This is a genomic window from Rahnella sp. WP5 (genome assembly GCF_000745615.1).
In the GTDB taxonomy this organism is placed as follows: domain Bacteria; phylum Pseudomonadota; class Gammaproteobacteria; order Enterobacterales; family Enterobacteriaceae; genus Rahnella; species Rahnella aceris.
The window spans coordinates 38,955-61,077 of sequence record NZ_JQJR01000010.1 but is presented as its reverse complement, the minus strand read 5'-3'; the positions used below and the strand labels follow the sequence as shown (position 1 = coordinate 61,077).

Sequence of the window (22,123 nt, the reverse complement as noted above, 5' to 3'; positions counted from 1 at the left end):
AATTTTGACATAAAAACGAAGGGCGCTATTATGCGCCCTTATCTTTATTTTATTGCTCAAGGACGCATCTGATGGCCACCCCAAGACAACCTATGACCGTAGCCCGCCGTTTACTTCGCAACAGCCTGATCTTGCTGGTTATCGGCATTGTTGCCACCATCCACGGTTTAGTGGTCGGCAGCCCTGAAACTCCGCCAGGAGAAATGGCACCGCAACTGATGCTCGGCATCTGGTTTATCTTTATCGGCTGCGTGATGGCGCTGATCAGCTGGTTAGTTATCCGTAACAAAAAGAAAAAAGGCGAACTCTGATCTTTCGCTCCATACCGCATCAGCGCTCATCAGGGCGCTTTTTTTATGTCTGGTGTGCCGGAAACCTGCGTTGCATCAACATCTGCTGCTCAGTTTTCACGCAATTTATGCTTTCAGTCGTCTTACAGCTAATAAAAATCCTAATCAACGTTGGCCAGGAAAAATAACATGACCAGAACGGTATACCTTAACGGGGAGTTTGTTGCCGAGCATGACGCGAAGGTGTCGGTATTTGATCGCGGTTTCTTATTTGCTGATGCCGTCTATGAAGTCAGCGCCGTACTGAACGGCCGTCTGCTCGACAACGCGGCACATCTGGCGCGGCTTGCACGTTCCTGTCAGGCGCTGAATCTGCGTCTGCCTTGCGCGCTCAGCGATATTGAGCCCCTGCAAAAGCGTCTGATTGCTGAAAACCATCTGGTGGAAGGGGCGGTATATCTGCAAATCAGCCGCGGCAACAGCGGTGACCGTGATTTTGATTTCCCCGGCGAAAGCGTAACGCCAACTTTTCTGATGTTTACCCAGGCGCGGCCGCTGATAGATCACCCCAAATCGAAAAGCGGTATTCGCATGGTCTCCGTTGAGGATATCCGCTGGCAGCGTCGTGACATCAAAACCGTGGGTCTGCTGGCTCCGTGTCTGGCGAAAGAGTATGCCCATCAGCATAATGCCGATGACGCCTTACTGATCGAAAACGGCCTGATCACCGAAGCCAGTTCCAGCAATGCCTGGATCGTAGATGCTGATGGCACGCTGATCACCCGCCCGCTGAGCACGCACATTCTGCATGGCATCACCCGTCAGGCGCTGCTGGAACTGGCGAAGCATCATGATATTCGCTTCGAGGAACGCCCGTTCACGCTCGATGAAGCACAAAATGCGCGGGAGATCTTTATCAGCTCGGCAACGACCTTTATCTGGCCGGTGATCGCACTGGACGGTAAGCCGGTCGGGGACGGAAAACCAGGTGCCGTCGCCGCAAAATTGCGGGCGATTTATGTGCAAATGGCGGTGGAAGCGACGAGCCGGTAATTAACGTCAACGGAAGACGGCTCCTCCCCCTGCGAAGGGGGAGGATGGGAGGGAGCGTTACGGTTGTCGCTGTGTACAGACGCGAACGTTTTTAACCTGGAAAATAATCTCTCATCGCTTATTTATTTTAATGATAAAAATGACGCCATCATTTATTGAAAATGATTTACCGGTTGATTGCGCCGTTTCTCTCTTGTGACTAATTTTTTGAAGGCAGGGGCAATGGAATAATGCCCACCTTCGGAATTCATCACAGGAGAGGCATTTTGAAATCAATCATTAAATTCAGCGTCGCGATGTTTATTGTCGTGATGACAATGACCGCGTGTTCCACACATCAGTACGACCTGACGTTAGATAATCAAATTACCGAGTTCGAAATTAAAGCTGACCGGCAATTTGTGACCTGGACTGCGCAGGCAATGGCTGACAATACACAACCCGCCGTGCCGGTGGTTGCCTGCCAGGCTGCGCCCGTGGCGGCAGGGCAAACACTTTCACTGATTTCTCCCCTTTCTGAACCCGACAGTCAGTTCTTCAATTCCGCGGAAACCGATCTGGCGTTGATTGAATCCCGCACCAAAGCCTTAAATAACAATCCTGCGATTGATCAGCAGATATTCGGCCTGAGAAATATCTTCTATCAGATCAAATATAAAAAGCAGCATTGTTCGCAACAGGATTCTCCGGCGTATATCGCTATTCAGCGTAAACAGGTTTCCGTGATTATGCAGTCAATGCTGACGTATGAGCGGGTATTAAAAAATGGCTCAGGCACATCGCAAAAATAATAAAGGTGAACAGGATGAGTGATATTTTTGATTTAAGAGACCGCGCAATCAATGCGGCAAAAGCTTCACTGGGCGCAAACTGGAATACGGTGGCAAGCAGTGCCGTCCCGCAGATTGAAGCCTTACTTCAGCTGACATGGGAGATTGAAAAGGGCAAAGGCAGTTTCCGTTCGGGGGAGTATGAATCTTTGCTGGCGACTCAAAAATCCACTTTCGTGGCAGTGCTGACCACCTATGAAGCGATCAGCGCAGAGATAGCCTGGCAGGCGCTGAATGCGGTCTTTGACGTGATTTTGAGCGGCGTGCGCAACGTCCTGTAAAAACGATCTTGCGGCGGGCGAGTCTAAAATTATCTTTATCGATAACCATTTTCATTTAGACTGACGGACTTGCCCGCCGCCGGGCCGTTTCTATGAGGATGTCTGATGCTCCGCCGTTTCTTCTCTTATTACGCGCCCTATAAAAAACTGTTCTTCCTCGACTTCGGGTGCGCCATTCTGGCCGGATTGCTGGAACTGGGCTTTCCGATGGCGATCAAAACCTTCATCGATAAGTTGCTGCCCGCACACGACTGGGTGCTGATTATCGGCGCGACGGTCGGTCTGTTGCTGATTTATCTGTTCAATACTGCGCTGATGGCGATCGTCAACTACTGGGGACACGCGCTGGGCGTCGGGATTGAAACCGACATGCGTCGCGAAGCGTTCAGCCATCTGCAGAAACTGTCATTCCGTTATTACGACAATACCAAAACCGGTCACATCATTACCCATGTCACCAAGGATCTGGAGGAAGTGGGCGAAGTGGCACACCACGGGCCGGAGGATGTATTTATCGCGGTGATGACCTTTATCGGCGCGTTCATTCTGATGGCGACAGTGCATGTCCAGCTGGCGCTGATGACCATCATTATTGTGCCTGCGATGACCTGGATGGTCAGCCGCTATGGTGCGCAGATGACTGAAACCTGGCGGCGCCTGTTCGGCCAGGTGGGTAATTTTAACGCACGTATAGAAGAAAGCATCGGCGGCATTCGTGTGGTGAAAGCCTTCGCTAACGAAGCGCATGAGCAAAAACTGTTTGCTTCTGACAACGATAATTACCGCACGACGAAACTGAAAGCCTATCAGATCATGACTGCCAGCCTGACGCTGAGCTATCTGAGTACGCGTCTGGTTCAGTTGATCGTGATGGTCGCCGGAACCTGGTACGTGATTAATGGTCAGCTGACTTACGGCGGATTCGTGGGGTTCCTGCTGCTGGTGGAAGTGTTTTTCCGTCCGGTGGCAAAAATCAGTTCGGTACTGGAAAGCTATCCGAAAGGGATTGCTGGTTTCAAACGCTTCACGCAGCTTATTGATACCGCGCCGGATATCACGGACCGGCCGGGCGCTCAGGTGGTCAGCCATCTGCGCGGCGATATTCATTATGACAACGTGGTGTTCGGCTATACGTCAGTCAGCAAAATTCTCAATGGCATCACGCTTTCTATTAATGCCGGAGAAACACTGGCATTCGTCGGGCCTTCCGGTGCGGGAAAAACCACCTTGTGTTCGCTGCTGCCCCGTTTTTATGAGCTGGACAGCGGCAGTATCACCATCGATGGCATTGATATCCGCGACATGACGCAGACCTCGTTGCGTCATAACATCGGCATCGTGCAGCAGGATGTGTTTCTGTTTGGCGGGACGATCCGCGAGAACATTGCTTACGGTAAGCTCGATGCCAGCGAAGCAGAAATCCGCCTGGCTGCCAGCCGCGCACGCCTTGATGACGTCATTGACGCACTGCCGCTGGGCATGGACACGGTGATTGGCGAGCGGGGCGTGAAGCTTTCCGGCGGGCAGAAGCAACGCCTGTCGATTGCGCGGATTTTCCTGAAAAACCCGCCAATCCTGATCCTCGACGAAGCCACGTCTGCACTGGATACTGCCACCGAGCAGGCTATCCAGCAGTCGCTGGCGGAGCTTTCTGAGGGACGGACCACGCTGGTGATTGCCCATCGTCTGGCGACGATTCAGAACGCTGACCGTATTATCGTGGTCGATAAAGAAGGCATTGTTGAGCAGGGTACGCATGAATCACTGCTGGCTCATCAGGGGCGTTATGCACAACTCCACGCCGCACAGTTCCGTTAATTTTTGTACCCTCTCCTGCAAAGGAGAGGGTTGGAACGGCGAAATAATCGCCACTCAAAAGTAAAGTCTCCCCAAAAATTTCCCTATCCTTCTCAAGTCTGCCCTCTCTTTTAATATTTTCTTTTTAGTAAAAGCCCGTTTTGAATAAAAATGATGCGATTCGGGCAGGTAAAAATATTCACTTTCGTTCAATTCAATCACGCAGGTCATTATTATTTCCTTTAATTTGACTTTATTTTGCTCAATATCTTTAGCGAAAATCCTAATTCGAAAAAAATTGCGTAGTACAAAAATCTTATGGCTGCTTTTTCTATTAATGTGATAATGAACTTACCCTTGTGATAATTACCCTGCTATGCACCATTTAAATGCAACGCGTCTAAATTCCTCCATAATTCATTAACGATTGTTAACAGATAAAAACCTTTTGATAAAGGTGATCTCGGTTGCAATAACTTTACAATGCGAGACCTGTTTTGCACCAAAAAAATGCATCGCACCGTTGTGGTGCAAAATGTTATGCTAAAAGCGCATATAATCAGGGGGTTAGCGGCTTATAGCAGAAATATTATGTTACAACTCTTTACGCAAAAAAGACTTAATGAGGCGAACTTTTCCATTTTAACTTTTCGTGCTCAGTGTTAAGGTTCGAATCGTTTTACAGACAGACGTATTTCAAAACATGTACAAATACTCACAGCCCGATATTCCAGATATATAAAAGAAAGCGGGCATGAGAACTCCTTTATAAAAAATCAAGGAAACTTAAATAATGATGAAGCGCAGTGTGTTGGCCTTAGCGGTCTCTTTAATTGCAGTGGGATCTACCGCAAACGCGAGTGAAATCTATAATAAAGACGGTAACAAACTGGACCTGTATGGTCGTGTAACCGCTAAGCATTATTTCTCCGATGATAAAAGTTCTGACGGCGACATGACTTATGCGCGTCTGGGCTTTAAAGGCGAAACTCAAATTAACGACACACTGACCGGTTATGGCCAGTGGGAATATAACATTCAGGCTAACCACGCAGAATCTCAGGGCGACCTGGGCAATAAAACCCGTCTGGGCTTTGCGGGTCTGAAAGTGAAAGATTTCGGTTCTATCGATTTCGGTCGTAACTACGGTGTGGTTTACGACGCACTGGGCTTCACCGATATGCTGCCTGAGTTTGGTGGTGATACTGCTAACAATGACAACTTCATGGTGGGTCGTTCAAGTGGTCTGGCAACTTACCGTAACCAGGACTTCTTCGGTCTGGTTACCGGCCTGAACATCGCCCTGCAATACCAGGGTAAAAACGAAAACGACGGTCGTTCAGCGTCTAAAGGCAACGGCGACGGTTACGGCGCATCCATCGATTATGAAGATATCGCAGGTTCCGGCATCGGTGCAGTTATTGCGGGTTCTTCTTCTGACCGTACTAACGCACAAACCAACGCCACAATCGGCGCTGGCGACAAAGCTTCTGCATGGGCAACTGGCCTGAAATATGACGCTCACCAGATTTATCTGGCAGCGATGTACAACGAAACCCGTAACCAGGCGCCAGTCACCGTGGGCACCACGAGCGGCTACGCTAACAAAACTCAGGGTTATGAGTTAGTTGCGCAGTATCAGTTCGAAAACGGTCTGCGTCCTTCAATCGGTTACGTGCAGTCTAAAGCGAAAGATGTTGAAGGTGTGGGTGATGCGGACCTGGTTAAATACTTCGAAATCGGTGCGACTTACTACTTCAACAAAAACATGTACACCTATGTTGACTACATGATCAACCAGATCGATGACAACAACAAACTGGGCGTAAGCTCTGACGACATCGTTGCTGTAGCACTGACTTACCGCTTCTAAGTTAGTGAACTAAATTATTACCCCATTCTGTGTCTGAAAAAGGTAATCGCAAAGGCAGAGTTCATTGGCTCTGCCTTTTTTTATACCTGTGATTTCGTGTAATGCCTCCCATGCCGCCCCGTTTCTCTTCTCAAATAACCACAATAAATTCATATATCTAAGTCTATAGCCTGAGGTTATACCCCAGACCCAAACAAGTATTCGTCAGCCGCTTTCTCCCGTGGAATATTCTCTGCAGTCTGATTAAAACCCCATTCAAAAAAATAGACCCCGGAGAAACTGACATGCAGCAAATTCCAAAGCCGTATCTTTTATTTCTTGGTGATGTGATGGATCCGCTGGCGGCGAAAACAGCGCGCGGTATTCACGTCTGGCGTCCTGAAGCTTGCGTCGGACAAATTCGTCTGGCAACGGATTCTGTGTCCTTAGGGTTGCCGGATCTGGATATCGCCACGGCGAAAGCGCAGGGCGCGAAAACCATGGTGCTGGGCACCGCAAATTCAGGCGGTAAATTACCGGCACACTGGATTGATTCGATCAAAGCGGCCATCAGCGCCGGTCTGAATGTGGCGAACGGTCTGCATCAGGGGCTGAACGACATTCCTGAGCTGGTTGCGCTGGCCGCTGAAAATAATGTGCAACTGTTCGATGTGCGCCACATGCAACCGGCGCTGGATACCGGCACCGGCATGAAACGTAGCGGCAAACGCATTCTGACTGTCGGCACAGATTGCTCGGTCGGCAAAATGTACACCTCGCTGGCGCTTGAAGCGGCCATGCGTGAGCTGGATTTGAACGCTGATTTCCGCGCTACCGGCCAGACCGGCGTGCTGGTGGCCGGTGCCGGTATTGCCATTGATGCGGTGATTGCCGACTTCATTTCCGGTGCTGTCGAAGCGCTTTCCCCGGCGAACGATGACGATCACTGGGACATCATTGAAGGTCAGGGCTCGCTGTATCACCCGTCTTTTGCCGGTGTCAGCATGGGATTGATTCATGGCGCACAGGCACATTTATTAGTGATGTGTCACGAGCTTGGTCGTCCGCATATGCGCCATCTGCCACATCAGTTTATGCCCACGCTGCGTCAGTGTCTCGATACCAATCTGGCGGCGGCCAGCCTGACCAGTCCTGGCGTAAGACTCGCCGGTTTCTCGCTTAACACCTCCTCCGTCAGTGAAGAAGAAGCCAAAATCGCACTGGCGGAAATCAGCGAAGAATTCGGCGTACCGGCCACCGATCCGGTGCGTTTCGGTATCAAAAATATCGCGCAATGGATCAAGGAAAACGCCTGATGATCCAGATGACTTTCCAGTCCGTCGAACTGCCGCTGGCAAAACCATTTGCGATTTCCCGTGGTATCCGCACCGCCGTCACGGTGGTACGTGTTTACCTGACGGACGGTGAATTTACCGCCGTCGGGGAATGCACACCGACCGCGCATTATCAGGAATCCCCGCACAGCGTTTGCGAGCAACTGGAACTTATCCGTCCGCAGGTTGAACAGGGACTGAGCCGCGAGGCGCTGCAACAGGCGTTGCCGGTTGGCTCAGCGCGCAATGCCCTCGATTGTGCAATGTGGCGTCTCGATGCGGCAAAACAGGGCAAAGACCTGTGGCAACTGCTTGATATGCCTAAGCCTGTTTCGGTGATTACCGCCGAAACCCTGAGTCTGGATTCGCTGGAAAATATGGCCAATGCCGCCGCCGTGGCAGTTGCCGGTGGCGCGAAGTTGCTGAAAATTAAACTCGACCGCGAGCAGATTATCGAGAAAGTGGCCGCCATCCGCGCCACGGCACCGCAGGCTACGCTGGTGGTGGACGCTAACGAATCCTGGCTGGGTTTGGATCTCGACAGCCTGTTTCAGGCGCTGCATGAATTCAACGTGGCGATGATCGAACAACCCCTTCCTGCCGGTAATGACAAAGATCTGGTGCGTTGTTTGCATCCTGTTCCTGTCTGCGCCGACGAAAGCTGTCATGAGCGTGCGGATATTGCAGGGCTGCGCGACCGTTACGAGATGATCAATATCAAGCTCGACAAATGTGGTGGCCTGACAGAAGCGCTGGCCATGACCGATGTGGCACGGCAGTTCAATCTGCGCATTATGGTCGGTTGCATGCTGGGCTCATCCATTGCGATGGAGGCGGCGCTGCCGGTAGCGGTGCAGGCGGAACGTGTCGATCTTGATGGCCCGATCTGGCTGGCGCAGGACGCTGAACCGGCATTGCGCTATGAAAACGGTGAAGTCTGGCTTTAACAGTTCAACTTATAAAGGAGGCGTTTATTGATGACAGTGCCCATTTTGCAGATTAACGATTTGTCGGTGACATTTTCCGGCCGGCAGGGCAAAACGCAGGCGCTGAAAGGCGTTTCCTTCTCTATTAATAAAGGTGAAGTGGTGGCGGTGGTGGGCGAAAGCGGATCCGGTAAGTCCGTCACTTCACTGAGTGTCATGGGATTGCTGCCGGATTCGGCGCACGTCGATGCGGGAAGTATCGAGTTTTTTGGCCGCAACGGCAAATGTCATACCCTGACGTCGCTGTCGGCAGAATCGCGCCGCAAACTGCGCGGGCAGGAAATGTCGATGATTTTTCAGGAACCGATGACCTCGCTCAATCCGGTGCTGCGTGTGGGCGATCAGCTTACCGAAGGGTTGCTGGATCACGGCATGGCGAATAAAGCCACGGCGCTGAACAAAGCCCGCGAGCTGCTGAAACAGGTTCGTATTCCTGACGTTGAACGTATCCTTAAATGTTATCCGCATGAACTTTCCGGCGGAATGCGTCAGCGCGTGATGATTGCGCAGGCGCTGGCCTGCGATCCGGCGCTGCTGATTGCCGACGAACCCACGACGGCGCTGGATGTCACGGTACAGGCGCGTATCCTGCAAATTCTGCGCGACCTGCAACAGGGCACCGATATGTCGGTTCTGTTTATCACCCATGACATGGGCGTGGTGGCGGAAATTGCCGATCGGGTGGTGGTGATGTATCAGGGCCAGGTGGTGGAGCAGGGCAGTGTGACGGAAATTTTCGCCAACGCACAGCATCCTTATACCCGCGCCTTGCTGGCCGCCGTACCGAAACTGGGCGACATGCAGGGGCTGAAATGGCCGCGCCGCTTCCCGCTGTTAAGAGATAAAACCGGCCAAAATATTTCTCCAGAAAAGCAATCGGTTGCAGGTGATCATCCTCACATTTCAGCGGGTGATGGCGATCAGAAAACCGCCAACTACGATGCGCCGCCGTTGCTCGATGTGCGCGGGTTGCGTGTCTGTTACCCGATCCGCTCCGGCGTGTTGTCACGCGTGACCAAAGAAGTCCACGCCGTGGAACAAATCGACTTCTCTATCTGGCCGGGCGAAACGCTGGCACTGGTAGGCGAGAGCGGTTGCGGCAAATCCACTACCGGTCGCGCGATTTTGCGGCTGGTGGGCAGCGAATCCGAAAGCATTCACCTCGAAGGTAAAGAAATTACCCTGATGCGCGACACCCCGTTTCAGGCTGTCCGTCGTCAGATCCAGATGGTGTTTCAGGATCCCTACGCCTCGCTCAATCCGCGTCTGACCGTCGGGTTTTCCATTGCCGAACCTTTATTACTGCATGGCCTGAAAAAGTCTCTGGCTGATGCCACGCCGGTGGTCAATCAGTTGCTGAAAAGTGTCGGACTTGAACCTTTCCATGCGCGGCGCTATCCGCACGAATTCTCCGGCGGGCAACGTCAGCGTATTGCCATCGCGCGCGCCATGGCATTGCAGCCACAGGTGATTATTGCCGACGAGGCCGTGTCGGCGCTGGATGTATCGATTCAGGCGCAGGTGGTCAATCTGATGATGGATCTTCAGCGTGATACCGGCGTTGCCTGGCTGTTTATTTCGCATGACATGGCGGTGGTGGAGCGGATCGCCAACCGGGTGGCGGTGATGTACAGCGGACAGATTGTCGAGATTGGCCCGCGTGACGCCGTGTTTAGTAATCCTAAACACCCATATACCCAACGCCTGCTCAGTTCGGTACCGGTGGCGGATCCGACGCAACGTGTTTTACGCAATTTTGATGATGTGGAAGTGAAATCGCCGGTGCATCCGGCGGGTGTACAGATAGAAAAACTCAAATATTCCCGCGTCAGTGAACATCACTGGGTTGCACAGGGATAACTCAACATTCTTTTTTGGGACACACAGGAGAACACCATGCATTCGACCTTAGTGCGTAAAAGCCTGCTTGCCGCCGGACTGGCGCTTTGTTTTGCGGCGTCGGCTCAGGCCAAAGATCTGCGTATTTCCATGTATGCCGACGTGACCGGTTTTGACCCGCACGACACCACAGATACGCTGAGCTATTCCATTCAGAGCGGTATTTTTGAACGCCTGTTCCAGTTCGACAGCAAAATGGCCGTTGTGCCGGTGCTGGCGACGGATTACACCAGTAACAGCGATGCGACCGAATTCACCGTCAATCTTCGCCACGATGTGACTTTCCAGGACGGCACGCCGTTCAATGCTGATGCGGTAAAAGCCAACCTGGATCGGCTGGCCAATCCGGCCAATCATCTGAAACGTAACTCGCTGTTCAGCATGATCAAATCCGTTGATGTGGTCAGTCCGTATCAGGTAAAAATCACCCTCAACAAACCGTTTGGCGCGATGATCAACACCCTGGCGCACCCGTCGGCGGTGATGCACAGCCCGGCTTCGTTAAAGCAATACCCGAACGAACAGGATCTGAGTGTGCATCCGGTCGGCACTGGTCCGTTTAAGTTTGTGGAATGGCAGCAGGGTAAAGACGTCAAACTGGTGAAATACGACAACTACTGGCAGAAAGGCTGGCCGAAAGTAGATTCCGTCACGCTTTACCCGACGCCGGAAGATTCCACGCAGGTGGCGAAACTGAAGTCCGGCGGCGTGGACGCGGTGTATCCGCTGCCGTCCGATCTGGTGGATACCGTGAAGAGCGATCCGAAGCTGGATATTGCGCAGGATCCGGGCATCTATCTGTATTACATCGCCTTCAATACGCAGAAAAAAGAGTTCTCTGACGTGCGTGTCCGTCAGGCGATTAACTACGCTATTGACCGTAATCTGTGGCTAAAAGTCGGTTTCGCCGGTCTGGGTTCGCCGTCCACCTCGCCGCTGCCGAAAAACGTTCAGTTCTATCAGAAACAAACCACGCCGGATTACAGCTATAACATCGCTAAAGCCAAAGCGCTGATGAAAGAAGCCGGTTATGAGAAGGGCTTCGACGTTGAAATGTGGAGCTCGAACAAAACCGACCGTATCCGCAGTGCGCAGTTCCTGAAACAACAACTTTCACTGATCGGCGTGCGCGTCAAACTGGTGCCGATGGATTCCGGTTCGCTTAACCAGCGCCTGTGGAGCACGCCGAAACCGGCAGATGCCAAAGTGGAAATGTACTACGGCGCATGGTCGGCCTCTACCGGCGATGCAGACTGGGCGTTGCGTCCGCTGTTTGCCACCGAATCCTGGATCCCTTCTGCCTATAACGTCTCTTATTACAGCAACAAGCAGGTTGATGCGGCGATCACCGCCGGTCTGCAAACGGCTGATGTGGAAAAACGTAAAGCCGCCTATGCCGATGCGCAAAAACTGCTGTGGGCAGATGCGCCGGTGGCCTATCTCGGCGTGCCGGACAACCTGGTCGGTAAGAGCAAAGACCTTTCCGGCGTCTACATGCTGGCCGACGGCTCACTGATTTTTAATCAGGCACAGTTTAAGTAATTTTTTTGCGCCTCCCCCTGCGAAGGGGGAGGCTGGGAGGGGGTTTAGCAGGCAACTTCAGATTCAGAGTTGCCATAAATACCCCACCCCAACCCTCCCCTTCGCAGGGGAGGGAGTTTACTGAATTCAGGGAATCACTTTTATGCTGACCTATTTTATCCGCCGGATACTGGAAATGATCCCCGTTTTACTGGTGGTGTCATTACTGGTTTTCGGCTTTATCAAGCTGCTGCCGGGTGACCCTGCGCGTATTTACGCCGGTCAGGATGCGCCGATTGAGGCGGTTGAGTCAGCACGGCAACTGCTTGGTCTGAATGATCCGCTGCCTGCGCAGTACTGGCACTGGCTGGACGGCATGATTCACGGCGATCTGGGCACCACTTACCGCACGCGTCAGCCGGTGTTAAGTGTGATTGAAAGCGGGTTTATGCCGACATTGCTGCTGGCGCTGGCGGGCTTTGCCTGGTCAGTGGTGCTGGGGCTGGTGATTGGCGTGGTGTCTGCGCTCAAACGTGGAAAATGGCAGGACTGGACGCTGATGAGCATGGCGGTCGGCGGCATTTCCATGCCGCCATTCTGGCTCGGATTGTTGCTTATCCAGTTTGTCGCCATGCCGTTCGGGATATTTGCCGTCAGCGGATTTAATCAGCCCGCTGACATTATCTTACCGGCGATCACCCTGGGTTCCTCGGTGGCGGCAGTCATGGCGCGTTTCACCCGCTCAGCATTTCTCGACGTGGCGCAGGAAGATTATGTGCGCACCGCCAACGCCAAAGGATTACGCGCGCGTCTGGTGACGTGGAAACACATCATGCGTAATGCGCTGATCCCGATTATCACCATGCTTGGCCTGCAATTTGGCTTCCTGCTCGGTGGCTCGATCATTGTCGAAAGCGTGTTCAGCTGGCCGGGGCTAGGCTGGTTACTGATCGAATCCATCAAAACGCAGGATCAGCCGGTGATTCAGGCACTGGTCATGTTGTTCGTGTTTGAATTTATTCTGATAAACCTGCTGGTTGATCTGCTGTACGCGGTGGTCAATCCTGCTATCCGTCTGCGTTAGGAGCTGCTCATGACCGATCCTGTCTCTCCTCCGGGAGATATCCAAGCGGCTGCGGTAGCCTCGCAAAACGATGATATCCGCTCGCCGTGGTACGACTTTTTTCACACCTTTATCCGTCATCCGATGGCACTGGTCTCAGGCGGATTCATTCTGCTGCTGGTGCTTGTTGCGGTGTTCGCGCCGTGGCTGGCACCTTTTGACCCGATGACACCAGACTGGATGGCGCTCGGTGTCGGTCCGACGCCAGAACACTGGTTTGGCACCGACGACTTGGGAAGAGATGTCCTCAGCCGCATCATCTATGGTGCGCGTATCTCCCTTTATGTCGGGATTTTTTCGGTCACGCTCGGCATGATTGCCGGTGTGTTACTCGGGCTGCTGGCCGGATATTACGGCCGCTGGCTGGATATGCTGATCATGCGCGGCTCCGACGTTTTATTCGCTTTTCCGGGCATGTTGCTGGCCATTGCAGTCGTGGCTATTCTCGGTCCGGGGCTGAACAACGTGATCATCGCGGTCGCGGTATTCAGCGTGCCGGTGTTTGCCCGCATCGTGCGCGCTGCTACGTTATCGATTAAACAAAGCGCCTATGTCGAAGCCGTTCGCTGCGTCGGCGCGCCGGACAGGGTGGTGATTTTGCGTCATATCCTGCCGGGCACGCTCTCAAACGTCATCGTCTATTTCACCATGCGTATTGGCACCAGTATCCTGACCGCAGCCAGCCTGAGTTTTATCGGTCTGGGGCCGGAACCGGATGTGCCGGAGTGGGGCAATATTCTGGCGATGAGCCGTAATATGATGATGGCGGGCAAATGGAACGTCAGCGTGTTCCCGGGGCTGGCGATATTCCTCACGGTTCTGGCATTTAATCTGCTCGGTGACGCGCTGCGTGACACGCTGGATCCTAAACTGAAAAAGTAATAGTCACCGAACAGCTGAAACGGAAAACTGATGCATCCGCAACAACATGAAGATGAATTTCAGCAGCAGGCGCTGTCTGCCTTGCTGCAACGCTGGCGCAGGTCGCGCCAGATTTTCCGCCCGCGTTTCCCGTGCGGTGCCACCAATTCACTGACTGATGTGACCGGCGTGACTGTCGGACACAGCACGCTGGCCGCCGGAGATGTGCAGACCGGTGTCACCGCCATTGTGCCGCCCGGCGATAATCTGTATGAAAAGCCGTTGCCCTGTGGCGTGGCGGTGTTAAACGGTTTCGGCAAACCGATGGGGCTGATTCAGGTGATGGAACTGGGCGAACTGCAAACGCCGGTACTGCTCAGCAATACCTTCGCCACCGGCACGTTATTTAATGCGCTGGTGAAACGCAGTTGTCAGCAATTTCCGCAGATTGGCCGTCCTGATGCCACCATCAATCCGGTTATCCTCGAGTGCAATGATTTCTATCTTAATGATATTCAGGCGATGGCGGTGAGTGAAGACGACGCGTTGACCGCACTCGACGGCGCGACAAAAACCTTCGCCCGTGGCAGCGTGGGTGCCGGACGTGGCATGAGCAGCTTTGGCTTAAAAGGCGGCATCGGCACCGCCTCGCGCTGGTGCGAAACGCTAAACGCGACATTAGGCGTACTGGTGCTGGCGAACTTTGGCAAACTCTCTGACCTGACGCTTGACGGCGTCCGTGCCGGCGAAGCCATCACCCAAATCCTGCCGCAACTGGCGCCGCAGGTGGACGCCGGTTCGGTGATTATTGTGATGGCCTGCGATTGCTATCTCGACAGCCGTCAGCTCGGACGTATCGCCAAACGCGCCGGTGCCGGGTTAGGGCGTCTGGGCAGTTACTGGGGGCATGGCTCAGGGGATATCGCACTGGCATTTTCGACGAAACGTGACGGTGTCACATTACCGGATGCCGAACTTGAGCCTTTACTGGCACTGGCGGCAGACGCCACAGAACACGCTATTATTGATGCCTTACTGAGTGCTGAAACCGTTTGCGGATTCGACGGACATTACCGGCTGGGGTTGAGTGAAGTATTAGATAATCTGGCGAACTAGCCTGGCTCCTTCCCCTCTCACGAGGGGAAGGCTGGGATGGGGTGTGGGTTTAGCCTCCGTCTGGTAACCAAACCAAAAAGGGAACGACTGATGAAAGTGTTTATCTCTGCGGACATTGAAGGTATTGCGGGTGTCATGCGTCCTGAGCAGTGCAGCCCGGGGAATTCAGATTACGAGGCCGCCCGTGCACTGATGGAAGGCGAAGTTAACGCCGCCATCGACGGCGCTTTTGCCGGTGGCGCGATGGAAGTGACGGTGGCCGACAGCCACGCGATGATGCAAAACCTGCGCGCCGATAAAATCGATCCGCGAGCCAGGCTGGTACAGGGTAAACCGCGTGGTTTATCGATGGTCGAAGGGCTGCAACAACAGCAATACGACGGCCTGATGTTTGTCGGCTATCACACTGCCGCAGGCGAAAATGGTGTACTGGCGCACACCATCAATGGCCGCGCTTTTTACCGCGTTAAACTCAACGGCAACGTGGTCGGCGAAAGCGACTTATACGCCGCTGCCGGTGCGGAACTCAACGTGCCGTTATGGCTGGTGACCGGCGACGATCACCTCGAAACCTGGATCCGCCGCTATTACCCTGAATCGCAATATGTCTGCGTCAAACGGGCGATTTCCGCCAATGCCGCCGAATCCGACAGCCCGTCGATTGCCTGTGCCAAAATCCGTAAACAGGCGACCATTGCCGTCAGCAAACCTGCGCCGCTCACTGCCGGAAGATTCAGTGCGCCATACCATCTTGAACTGATGACTTCGAAACCGGTCCTGGCAGATTTATTCTGTCTGATCCCCGGCGTTGAACGTCTCGATGCCGTCACCGTCGGTTATCACAGCCCGACCGTTGCTAATATTATCAGCCTGTTAAGTGCTTTCTCGTACTTAGCCACCACGCAGAAATAGGGCAGCAATGCGCTTACGCCACATCGAAGTGTTTCAGGCCGTGTTACAGGCGGGCAGCGTCAGCGGCGCGGCGCGCCTGCTGAACGTGTCGCAGCCGAATGTCAGCCGCGTGCTGAATCACGCTGAGCAGCAACTGGGTTTCACGCTGTTTGACCGTACACCGCAGGGGCTGATTGTGACGCCGGAAGGGCGGCGGTTAATGCCGGAAGTCGAAGCGTTATTCAGTCATATTCAGGCCATCGGTGAGCTGGCGGAACAGTTACGTCAGGGCGAAGGCCAGCATGTGCGCATTGGTTCGGCACACGCCCTCGGACACAGCGTGATGGCGCCGGTGCTGGTGGATTTCCGCCGTCAGACGCCCGGCGGCAGCGTCGAACTGGTGACCGGACATTTCAACACGCTGAGTCAGGACTTGCTGCAATACAAAATGGATTTCGCGCTGGCATTTGGCGAGCAGGCCACGCAGGAACTGGTTGCTGAGTCGATCTATCAGGCCAATATGGTCGCGCTCCTGCCCAAAGATTCCCCGGTCGAAGGGCCGGTAACGCTGGCGTGGCTGTGTGAAAACGATCTGCTGATGTTGCAGCAGCAGGATCCGCTGGGGCAGGTGCTCAACCGCGTCCTGCGCGAAAACGGTCTGATGCCGCATTCTGCGCTGTTTATCAAAACCTACTCGGTGATCGCCGACATGGTGCTGGCAGGCGGCGGTGTCGGCGTGGTGGATACGTTTACCGCCCGGCGGTATGTTGATCAACTGAAGATCGTGGCGGTAGTGGAACCCCTGCCGTTTGAGGTGATTTTGCTGAGCCGCCGGGATCAACCGGCGTCGCAGGCGGCGCTCAGGCTCAGGCAACTGATTAAGCGGAAAGTGGGGGAGTTGAAAGGAGTGCCTTTCGATCCCGTTTAGTTTTTAATTTCAAATTCAAATTCAAATTCAAATTCAAGGTCGTGGGCTCGCCGCCCACACTGGCCCAGAGGACGCGTAAGCGCGCGCCCTCTGGACTCCCGCGCTTTTTCACTGCGCGCTGTCGCTAGACACTATGTTTCAGTTGCCGCCGCGACAGGCTGGAAATCTTGCCGCTTTGCGGTTCCTTCTCTCGGTCCTGGAGCCTTGGGTCTCCAGGCCGCTCCGTTCAGCAAGATTTCTGAATCGCCCGCACGATCTTAAATTCAAAGGCAGGAGTTTTTAGATTTCAACATCAGTCAGGTTGTGAATTAAGAGCCTGAGGCCGGTTCCAAAATACCGCCGGACGAGAGGTGGAAAACCGCGCATGTTTTTGCGCGGGTTGTAACCCGATGGGAGGGCACCGCGCAGCGGCGGGATTTTGCGGCTATCGCTGCGGCTTATGGAACATAGTCAGCGAGCGGAGCGCGCAGTGAAAGAGCCCGGGGGGGGCTTGGGGGGCGGCGGCGATAAGCCGTCCCCCAAGTCGGTGTGGGCCGACGCCCACGACCTTGACCTGAAGGCCAGTTTGCACAGCATGCGCAAAAAACTAATTAATTTTTGCCCCAAGCCTCTCCACTCTTTCTACCGCACCCCTGACATCTTCAAAGGTAATATCCATGGGCATGTTCGCCATATCTGGCGTGCTCAGACTGCGGTCAATAATCACGGCCAGATCCTGCTCCGTCAGCCCTGTCGCGATATGCGCTAACTGTGTTGGTATGGCACTGTCGCGGGCCAGGGCGATGGCGGTCAGCAACTCATCGTCGCTGCGGTTTTCCAGTGCCAGCAGGCACAGGTTGCTGTAACCGACCAGTAAACCATGAGGGATATGGCGGGTTTTCGGGCAGGCGGTGAAACCTTCGTATAACGCATGGGCAGCGCCGGTGTGTGCGCCGTTGCTCATGACTGAGGTCAGTCCGGCGTAGAGGAAAATGGCATCGAGCACCTGTTCGAGGGCGTTGTTGGCTTTGCCGTCATGCACCGCAAAACAGGCGTCGGCGGCGAAATGTTCGATCAGGGTGTAACACAATTCACTGTTGGTTCTGGCGACACCTGCCAGGCCGGTAAGCTGATTCAGATCGCTGATGGCACGATATTCGTACCATTTTGCCAGTGTGTCGCCGATGCCCGCTGAGAGCCATTGCAGCGGGGCGGTGGCCAGTAAATCAGCGTCGATCACCACCGCAGCGGGGCCACAGGGTAACGGCATCATGTCACGGAATTCACCGTCCTGATGATAACGGAACGCCAGCGAGGTCACCGCCGAACAGGTGCCCGCAATGCTCGGCAGTGTCACCACCGGAATATTGCACGCCACGCCTGCCGCTTTGGCGGTATCCAGCGCTTTTCCGCCACCGGTGGCGATAATCACTTCCACCCCTTGCGTGCGGAACACGTCTGCCAGCCGGTTGATTTCCTCCTGACAACACACGCCGTTGAAGATTTCACTGCCAAGATAGCTGACCATCTGCTGCTCGAGCTGATCCGCGACTTTCGCCTCGACGCTGGCAATGGCGCGTTTGCCGCCCACTAACATTGCCCGCTGGCCTAAGCGTCCGCACATCGCGCCCAGATGCTTAATAGCGCCGCGCCCGCGCAGTACGCTGGCAGGAAATACCAAACGATGGGTGAACATGCATGCCCTCATAAACTCAGGTGTTTTATGAAGTATAGAAGGCGCGCAGCAGAGCGTAAAAATATCAGCGGCGGCGCTGACGCACGACGTCGTGGGTTTTGCGCAAGGCGTCGCGCGCACCCGGCAGACGCTGCGCGACACCGATAAACAGACAGTCGATGATCAGCAACTGGCTGGTCCGGCTGGCCATCGCAGCGGCACGAAAACCCATTTCGCGGCTGCTGGTTCGTAACACGATATCGGCCTTGCGGGCGAGGGCGGCACGGCCATTGGCGGTGATCGCCAGCGTTGTTGCCCCCGCGGCTTTAGCCTGTGTAAGCGCTTCAATGACATCTGCCGTCTGGCCGGAGTGGGAAATCGCCAGCGCGGCATCTGCATTCGTTAACTGACAGGCGCTTACCAGACTTTCGTCGGTGCTGCCAAAAGTCTGGGCGACAACGCCGATGCGCCGCAGCTTCTGGCAGAAATCCTGAGCAACCAGCGCTGAGGCACCGGTGCCGTAAATATCAATCCGGCGTGCCTGTGAAAGGATGCTGACCGCCTGTTCCAGCGTTGCTGCGCTGAGGAGCTGCGTGGTCTCGGTCGCGCCTTTGACCTCGAATTCCAGCAGCTTTTGCAGGATCTGCTTGGGCGAATCATTGTCGCCGATATCCGCCGCCAGGGGCATCTCGATGGGCATCGGACTTGAGGTTTCTGCGGCCAACGCCAGCCGCAGCGCCGGATAGCCGGTAAACCCCAGCCGTTTGCTGGTGCGTACCACCGTGGCGGTGCTGGTTTCAGCGTATTTTGCCAGTTCCGTCACGCCCATTTTCGCCACACCCAGCGGATTGAGCCTGATAATGGTGATGATGCGTTTTTCCGCCGGAGAAAAACTGCCCTGTAATGCGTTCAGACGTGACTGCAGGTCACTGCCATTCATGCTTATTCCTCCAGTTCACGTAAATGATCGTCTTTTCGTAACGTCATCAGCGCAAACAGGCTGACCACGCAGGTGGCGACCACGTAATACGCCGGAATATCCAGATTGCCGGTCTCTTTAATCAGACCGGTGATGATAAGTCCCGCACAGCCGGAGAACACGGCGTTCGACAATGAATAGGATAATCCCAGACCGGTATAACGCACGCGGGTCGGGAACATTTCCGCCAGCATCGCCGGGCCGGGACCGGCAATCATGCCAATTGTTGCCCCGGCAATCAGCACTGCAATGCCTTTCACCAGCAGACTGCTTTCAGGGTTTTGCAGCAAATGCAGCAACGGAAAACTCAGCACGATGACGGCAAATACGGCAATCATCATGACCTTTTTACGGCCGATTTTATCGCTCAGCCAGCCGGAAGGCAGAATAGCCAGCGCGAAACCGACGTTCGCCAGCACGGTGGCCACCAGTGCCTGTAAAAACGTGGCGTGCAGGGAGGTTTGCAGGTAAGACGGCATCACCACCAGGAAGGTATAACCGCCCGCCGACCAGCCCATCATGCGGCCAATCCCCAGCGCAATAGCTTTGGCGGTGGCGACAGCAGAGGCTTTTTCAGCGGCTGTTTTTTGCGCTTTCGGTTCGGCCTTTTTACTGGCAACAAAGTTAGGCGTTTCATCGAGTTTCAGGCGCAGATACAGCGCCACCAGCCCCATCGGCAGCGCCAGCAGGAACGGAATACGCCATCCCCAGTCTTTCATTTGTGCTTCGGGAAGGGTCTGAACCAGCAACGCGACCAGCGCCACGCCGGTCAGCAAACCCAGCGACACGGTAAATGACTGCCACGCGCCGTAAATACCGCGTTTGCCTTTCGGTGCGAATTCGGTCATCAGGGAAACCGCGCCACCGAATTCACCACCCGCAAACAAGCCCTGGAACATGCGCATCAGTGTCAGTAACAGCGGCGCGGCTACACCAATCTGCGCATACGTCGGCAGTAAACCAATGATCGCTGTGGCGAGTGTCATCAGCAGAACGACGGCAATCAGTGTCGGCTTGCGGCCAATGCGGTCGCCGATGCGGCCAAAAATAATCGCACCAATGGGACGACAGAAAAACGCCAGCGCGAACGACGCATACGTCAGAAGTAACCCGGTCAGGCCGGTCTGGCCTTCCAGCGTGAAAAAGTTACCGGCGATCAGCGTCGCCAGATAACCGTAAACGCCGAATTCATACCATTCGATAAAATTACCGACCGAACCGGCGACGAGCGCGCGGCGTGACTGGCTGGCGGTAGCAGGGGAAATCTGTCCGGTGCGGGTCATCATTAACCTCTTCAGGAAAAGAACATTGTTATAAGAATAGGATGTAAATAATTTTCTAAATTCTGGTGATTATTATGTCAATAATTTTCATGTATTGAACAAAATTAAAGCGGGAAGTGTGGGGTCAGGCAGGTTTTTTGGCATAAAAAAGGCTGCGCCTCGAAAGGAGCAGCCTGTTTAAAAGCGGGGCAGTTACAGCGTGTGGATGTCGATACCGTCGCCGATATTGCTTTTCTGGTAGTAAGCCCGCGGGACTTCTACCTGATACTGTTTGTCAGCGTAAGCGACTTCCAGAATAAAACGTTCGTTTTCGTAAGATTCCACCGGAATAAACCCGAAGAATCCTTCCGTGACGCTGATCGTCCGGGAAGACGGAATAGCGTAACGATGAACAATCCTTGCTCTGAGCGGTTCTTGCTTGCCAGTTAACGTATTCCATACGCGGTTAACAGGTTGCGCCAGAGAATCAATCACCTCTGAGGCCAGCGAGTTAAGAGCGGAGGGCCAGCTCTTCGGTGTTTTCATAGTCATGATAAATACCTCGTTGGTCTATATAACCCAATTCTTATAATTATCCGCGGCTAAGATCCAATCATTTTTTACGCTAAGTTTATTCAGGTTTTGTAAGTGTTTGATTTATCCGGCGACGGTTTTGCGTCTTTTGCCGGATTTACGTTCTGCTAGCAATAACGGGCAGGAAGGGCACATGGCGTGGTCTTCCAGATCGTAGCGCAGGCAACACTGTTTGCGGTACTGCGGGCTGTCGGGGTCTGAGGGATCTTCCGCGCGCAGCGGCTGAAATAACGGATTTTTGCCGCCATAACGCAGCTCGCGCGATTCCATCAGCCGCATACCGTCCGAGATATCGGCATTGACCAGCTCTGCCTGTTTGACGCCCCAGCCGACGCGGATTGCCGCGTTGCTCCAGTAAATGCCCGGCTTTAAACCGGAGAATTCTGCCAGCGCTTCGCAAACCGGACGCAATTGCTGTTCGATCATCACATCGAAACGCGCCATCGGTTCAGCGGATGTCAGCGCTTCGCCTTCGCCGTCGAGATAAATTTGCGCAGGTAAGCCTTCTTCCTGCATGCACAGATAGACATTTTCAGCGGCGATAGGCAGTTGCCAGCCGTGACGCAGGGAGACGATCACCCAGCTCGGCAGCAGGGTGGCGAAATACCATTGTGACCACATCGAGATCCGCGCACGGCGTGTGTCGCACTTTGCGGCATCGGCGGCATTGGCATCCAGATAGCGTTTGAGCACGCTGGCGCAACCTTCGGCAGTGGTCAGCAGTGACATCGGCACCGCATTGGTCACCAGCGGTGTCATCGGTTTGAAAGTATCTGCAACCCAGCTGACCGGCGTTTCGCGGAAACTGTCGAGGAGTGTTTGCATCATTACGTTATGAAAGTCATTCGGCTCGATAAATCATGCGAATAGAG

20 protein-coding genes are annotated in these 22,123 nt (G+C 54.1%); 15 read left to right on the top strand and 5 right to left on the bottom strand.

Annotated features, from left to right (window positions below; genetic code table 11):
* Window positions 1-71: 71 nt before the first annotated feature.
* From EX31_RS09300 to EX31_RS09230, 15 genes are all read left to right on the top strand, one after another.
* Entirely contained in the window at window positions 72-311 is a 240-nt protein-coding gene (locus EX31_RS09300) for a hypothetical protein (RefSeq protein WP_013575745.1), read from the top strand.
* A gap of 168 nt (window positions 312-479) precedes the next feature.
* Entirely contained in the window at window positions 480-1,343 is an 864-nt protein-coding gene (locus tag EX31_RS09295) for a D-amino-acid transaminase (RefSeq protein ID WP_037034407.1), read from the top strand.
* A 266-nt stretch (window positions 1,344-1,609) separates the two neighbouring features.
* A complete protein-coding gene (locus EX31_RS09290) occupies window positions 1,610-2,134 on the top strand; it encodes a hypothetical protein (protein WP_015690027.1) in 525 nt (174 codons plus the stop codon).
* 14 nt (window positions 2,135-2,148) lie between these two features.
* A complete protein-coding gene (locus EX31_RS09285; protein WP_013575742.1) occupies window positions 2,149-2,454 on the top strand; it encodes a hypothetical protein in 306 nt (101 codons plus the stop codon).
* A 105-nt stretch (window positions 2,455-2,559) separates the two neighbouring features.
* Window positions 2,560-4,272: an ABC transporter ATP-binding protein gene (locus EX31_RS09280; protein WP_037034406.1), complete on the top strand. Its 1,713-nt coding sequence runs from the start codon at window positions 2,560-2,562 to the stop codon at window positions 4,270-4,272.
* Window positions 4,273-5,044: 772 nt separating this feature from the next.
* Window positions 5,045-6,124, top strand: coding sequence for a porin (locus tag EX31_RS09275; RefSeq protein WP_037034404.1), 1,080 nt, complete (start codon window positions 5,045-5,047; stop codon window positions 6,122-6,124).
* A 284-nt stretch (window positions 6,125-6,408) separates the two neighbouring features.
* Window positions 6,409-7,419: an N-acetyltransferase DgcN gene (gene dgcN, locus EX31_RS09270; RefSeq protein ID WP_037034403.1), complete on the top strand. Its 1,011-nt coding sequence runs from the start codon at window positions 6,409-6,411 to the stop codon at window positions 7,417-7,419.
* Window positions 7,419-8,384 (top strand): N-acetyl-D-Glu racemase DgcA, encoded by a 966-nt coding sequence (gene dgcA / locus EX31_RS09265; protein WP_037034401.1) that lies wholly within the window; start codon window positions 7,419-7,421, stop codon window positions 8,382-8,384. The genes dgcN and dgcA overlap by 1 nt, the downstream gene beginning before the upstream one ends.
* 30 nt (window positions 8,385-8,414) lie before the next feature.
* On the top strand, window positions 8,415-10,283 hold the full coding sequence (locus tag EX31_RS09260; protein WP_037034400.1) for an ABC transporter ATP-binding protein: 1,869 nt from the start codon (window positions 8,415-8,417) through the stop codon (window positions 10,281-10,283).
* Window positions 10,284-10,319: 36 nt separating this feature from the next.
* Window positions 10,320-11,864 carry a glutathione ABC transporter substrate-binding protein gene (locus tag EX31_RS09255; protein ID WP_013575735.1) on the top strand — a complete coding sequence of 515 codons (1,545 nt, stop codon included), beginning with the start codon at window positions 10,320-10,322 and terminating at the stop codon, window positions 11,862-11,864.
* 142 nt (window positions 11,865-12,006) lie between these two features.
* Window positions 12,007-12,927 carry an ABC transporter permease subunit gene (locus EX31_RS09250; protein WP_037034399.1) on the top strand — a complete coding sequence of 307 codons (921 nt, stop codon included), beginning with the start codon at window positions 12,007-12,009 and terminating at the stop codon, window positions 12,925-12,927.
* 9 nt (window positions 12,928-12,936) lie between these two features.
* Window positions 12,937-13,848 carry an ABC transporter permease subunit gene (locus EX31_RS09245; RefSeq protein ID WP_037034398.1) on the top strand — a complete coding sequence of 304 codons (912 nt, stop codon included), beginning with the start codon at window positions 12,937-12,939 and terminating at the stop codon, window positions 13,846-13,848.
* A gap of 30 nt (window positions 13,849-13,878) precedes the next feature.
* Window positions 13,879-14,943 carry a P1 family peptidase gene (locus tag EX31_RS09240; RefSeq protein ID WP_037034397.1) on the top strand — a complete coding sequence of 355 codons (1,065 nt, stop codon included), beginning with the start codon at window positions 13,879-13,881 and terminating at the stop codon, window positions 14,941-14,943.
* 90 nt (window positions 14,944-15,033) lie between these two features.
* Complete coding sequence (locus EX31_RS09235; protein ID WP_037034396.1) at window positions 15,034-15,855, top strand: M55 family metallopeptidase; 822 nt, start codon at window positions 15,034-15,036, stop codon at window positions 15,853-15,855.
* 7 nt (window positions 15,856-15,862) lie between these two features.
* Window positions 15,863-16,762 (top strand): LysR family transcriptional regulator, encoded by a 900-nt coding sequence (locus EX31_RS09230; RefSeq protein ID WP_013575730.1) that lies wholly within the window; start codon window positions 15,863-15,865, stop codon window positions 16,760-16,762.
* 586 nt (window positions 16,763-17,348) lie between these two features.
* Here EX31_RS09230 and EX31_RS09225 read toward each other — a convergent pair.
* The 5 genes from EX31_RS09225 to fhuF form a co-directional block, all read right to left on the bottom strand.
* Complete coding sequence (locus tag EX31_RS09225; RefSeq protein WP_037034395.1) at window positions 17,349-18,437, bottom strand: iron-containing alcohol dehydrogenase family protein; 1,089 nt, start codon at window positions 18,435-18,437, stop codon at window positions 17,349-17,351.
* Window positions 18,438-18,501: 64 nt separating this feature from the next.
* The gene (locus tag EX31_RS09220; protein WP_013575720.1) at window positions 18,502-19,356 is read right to left on the bottom strand and encodes a MurR/RpiR family transcriptional regulator; all 855 of its coding nucleotides are present in this window, start codon (window positions 19,354-19,356) and stop codon (window positions 18,502-18,504) included.
* Between the two features lie 2 nt (window positions 19,357-19,358).
* Entirely contained in the window at window positions 19,359-20,678 is a 1,320-nt protein-coding gene (locus EX31_RS09215; RefSeq protein WP_013575719.1) for an MFS transporter, read from the bottom strand.
* 192 nt (window positions 20,679-20,870) lie between these two features.
* On the bottom strand, window positions 20,871-21,209 hold the full coding sequence (locus EX31_RS09210) for a hypothetical protein (protein WP_013575718.1): 339 nt from the start codon (window positions 21,207-21,209) through the stop codon (window positions 20,871-20,873).
* A gap of 105 nt (window positions 21,210-21,314) precedes the next feature.
* The gene (gene fhuF / locus EX31_RS09205; protein ID WP_037034394.1) at window positions 21,315-22,079 is read right to left on the bottom strand and encodes a siderophore-iron reductase FhuF; all 765 of its coding nucleotides are present in this window, start codon (window positions 22,077-22,079) and stop codon (window positions 21,315-21,317) included.
* Window positions 22,080-22,123: the final 44 nt, after the last annotated feature.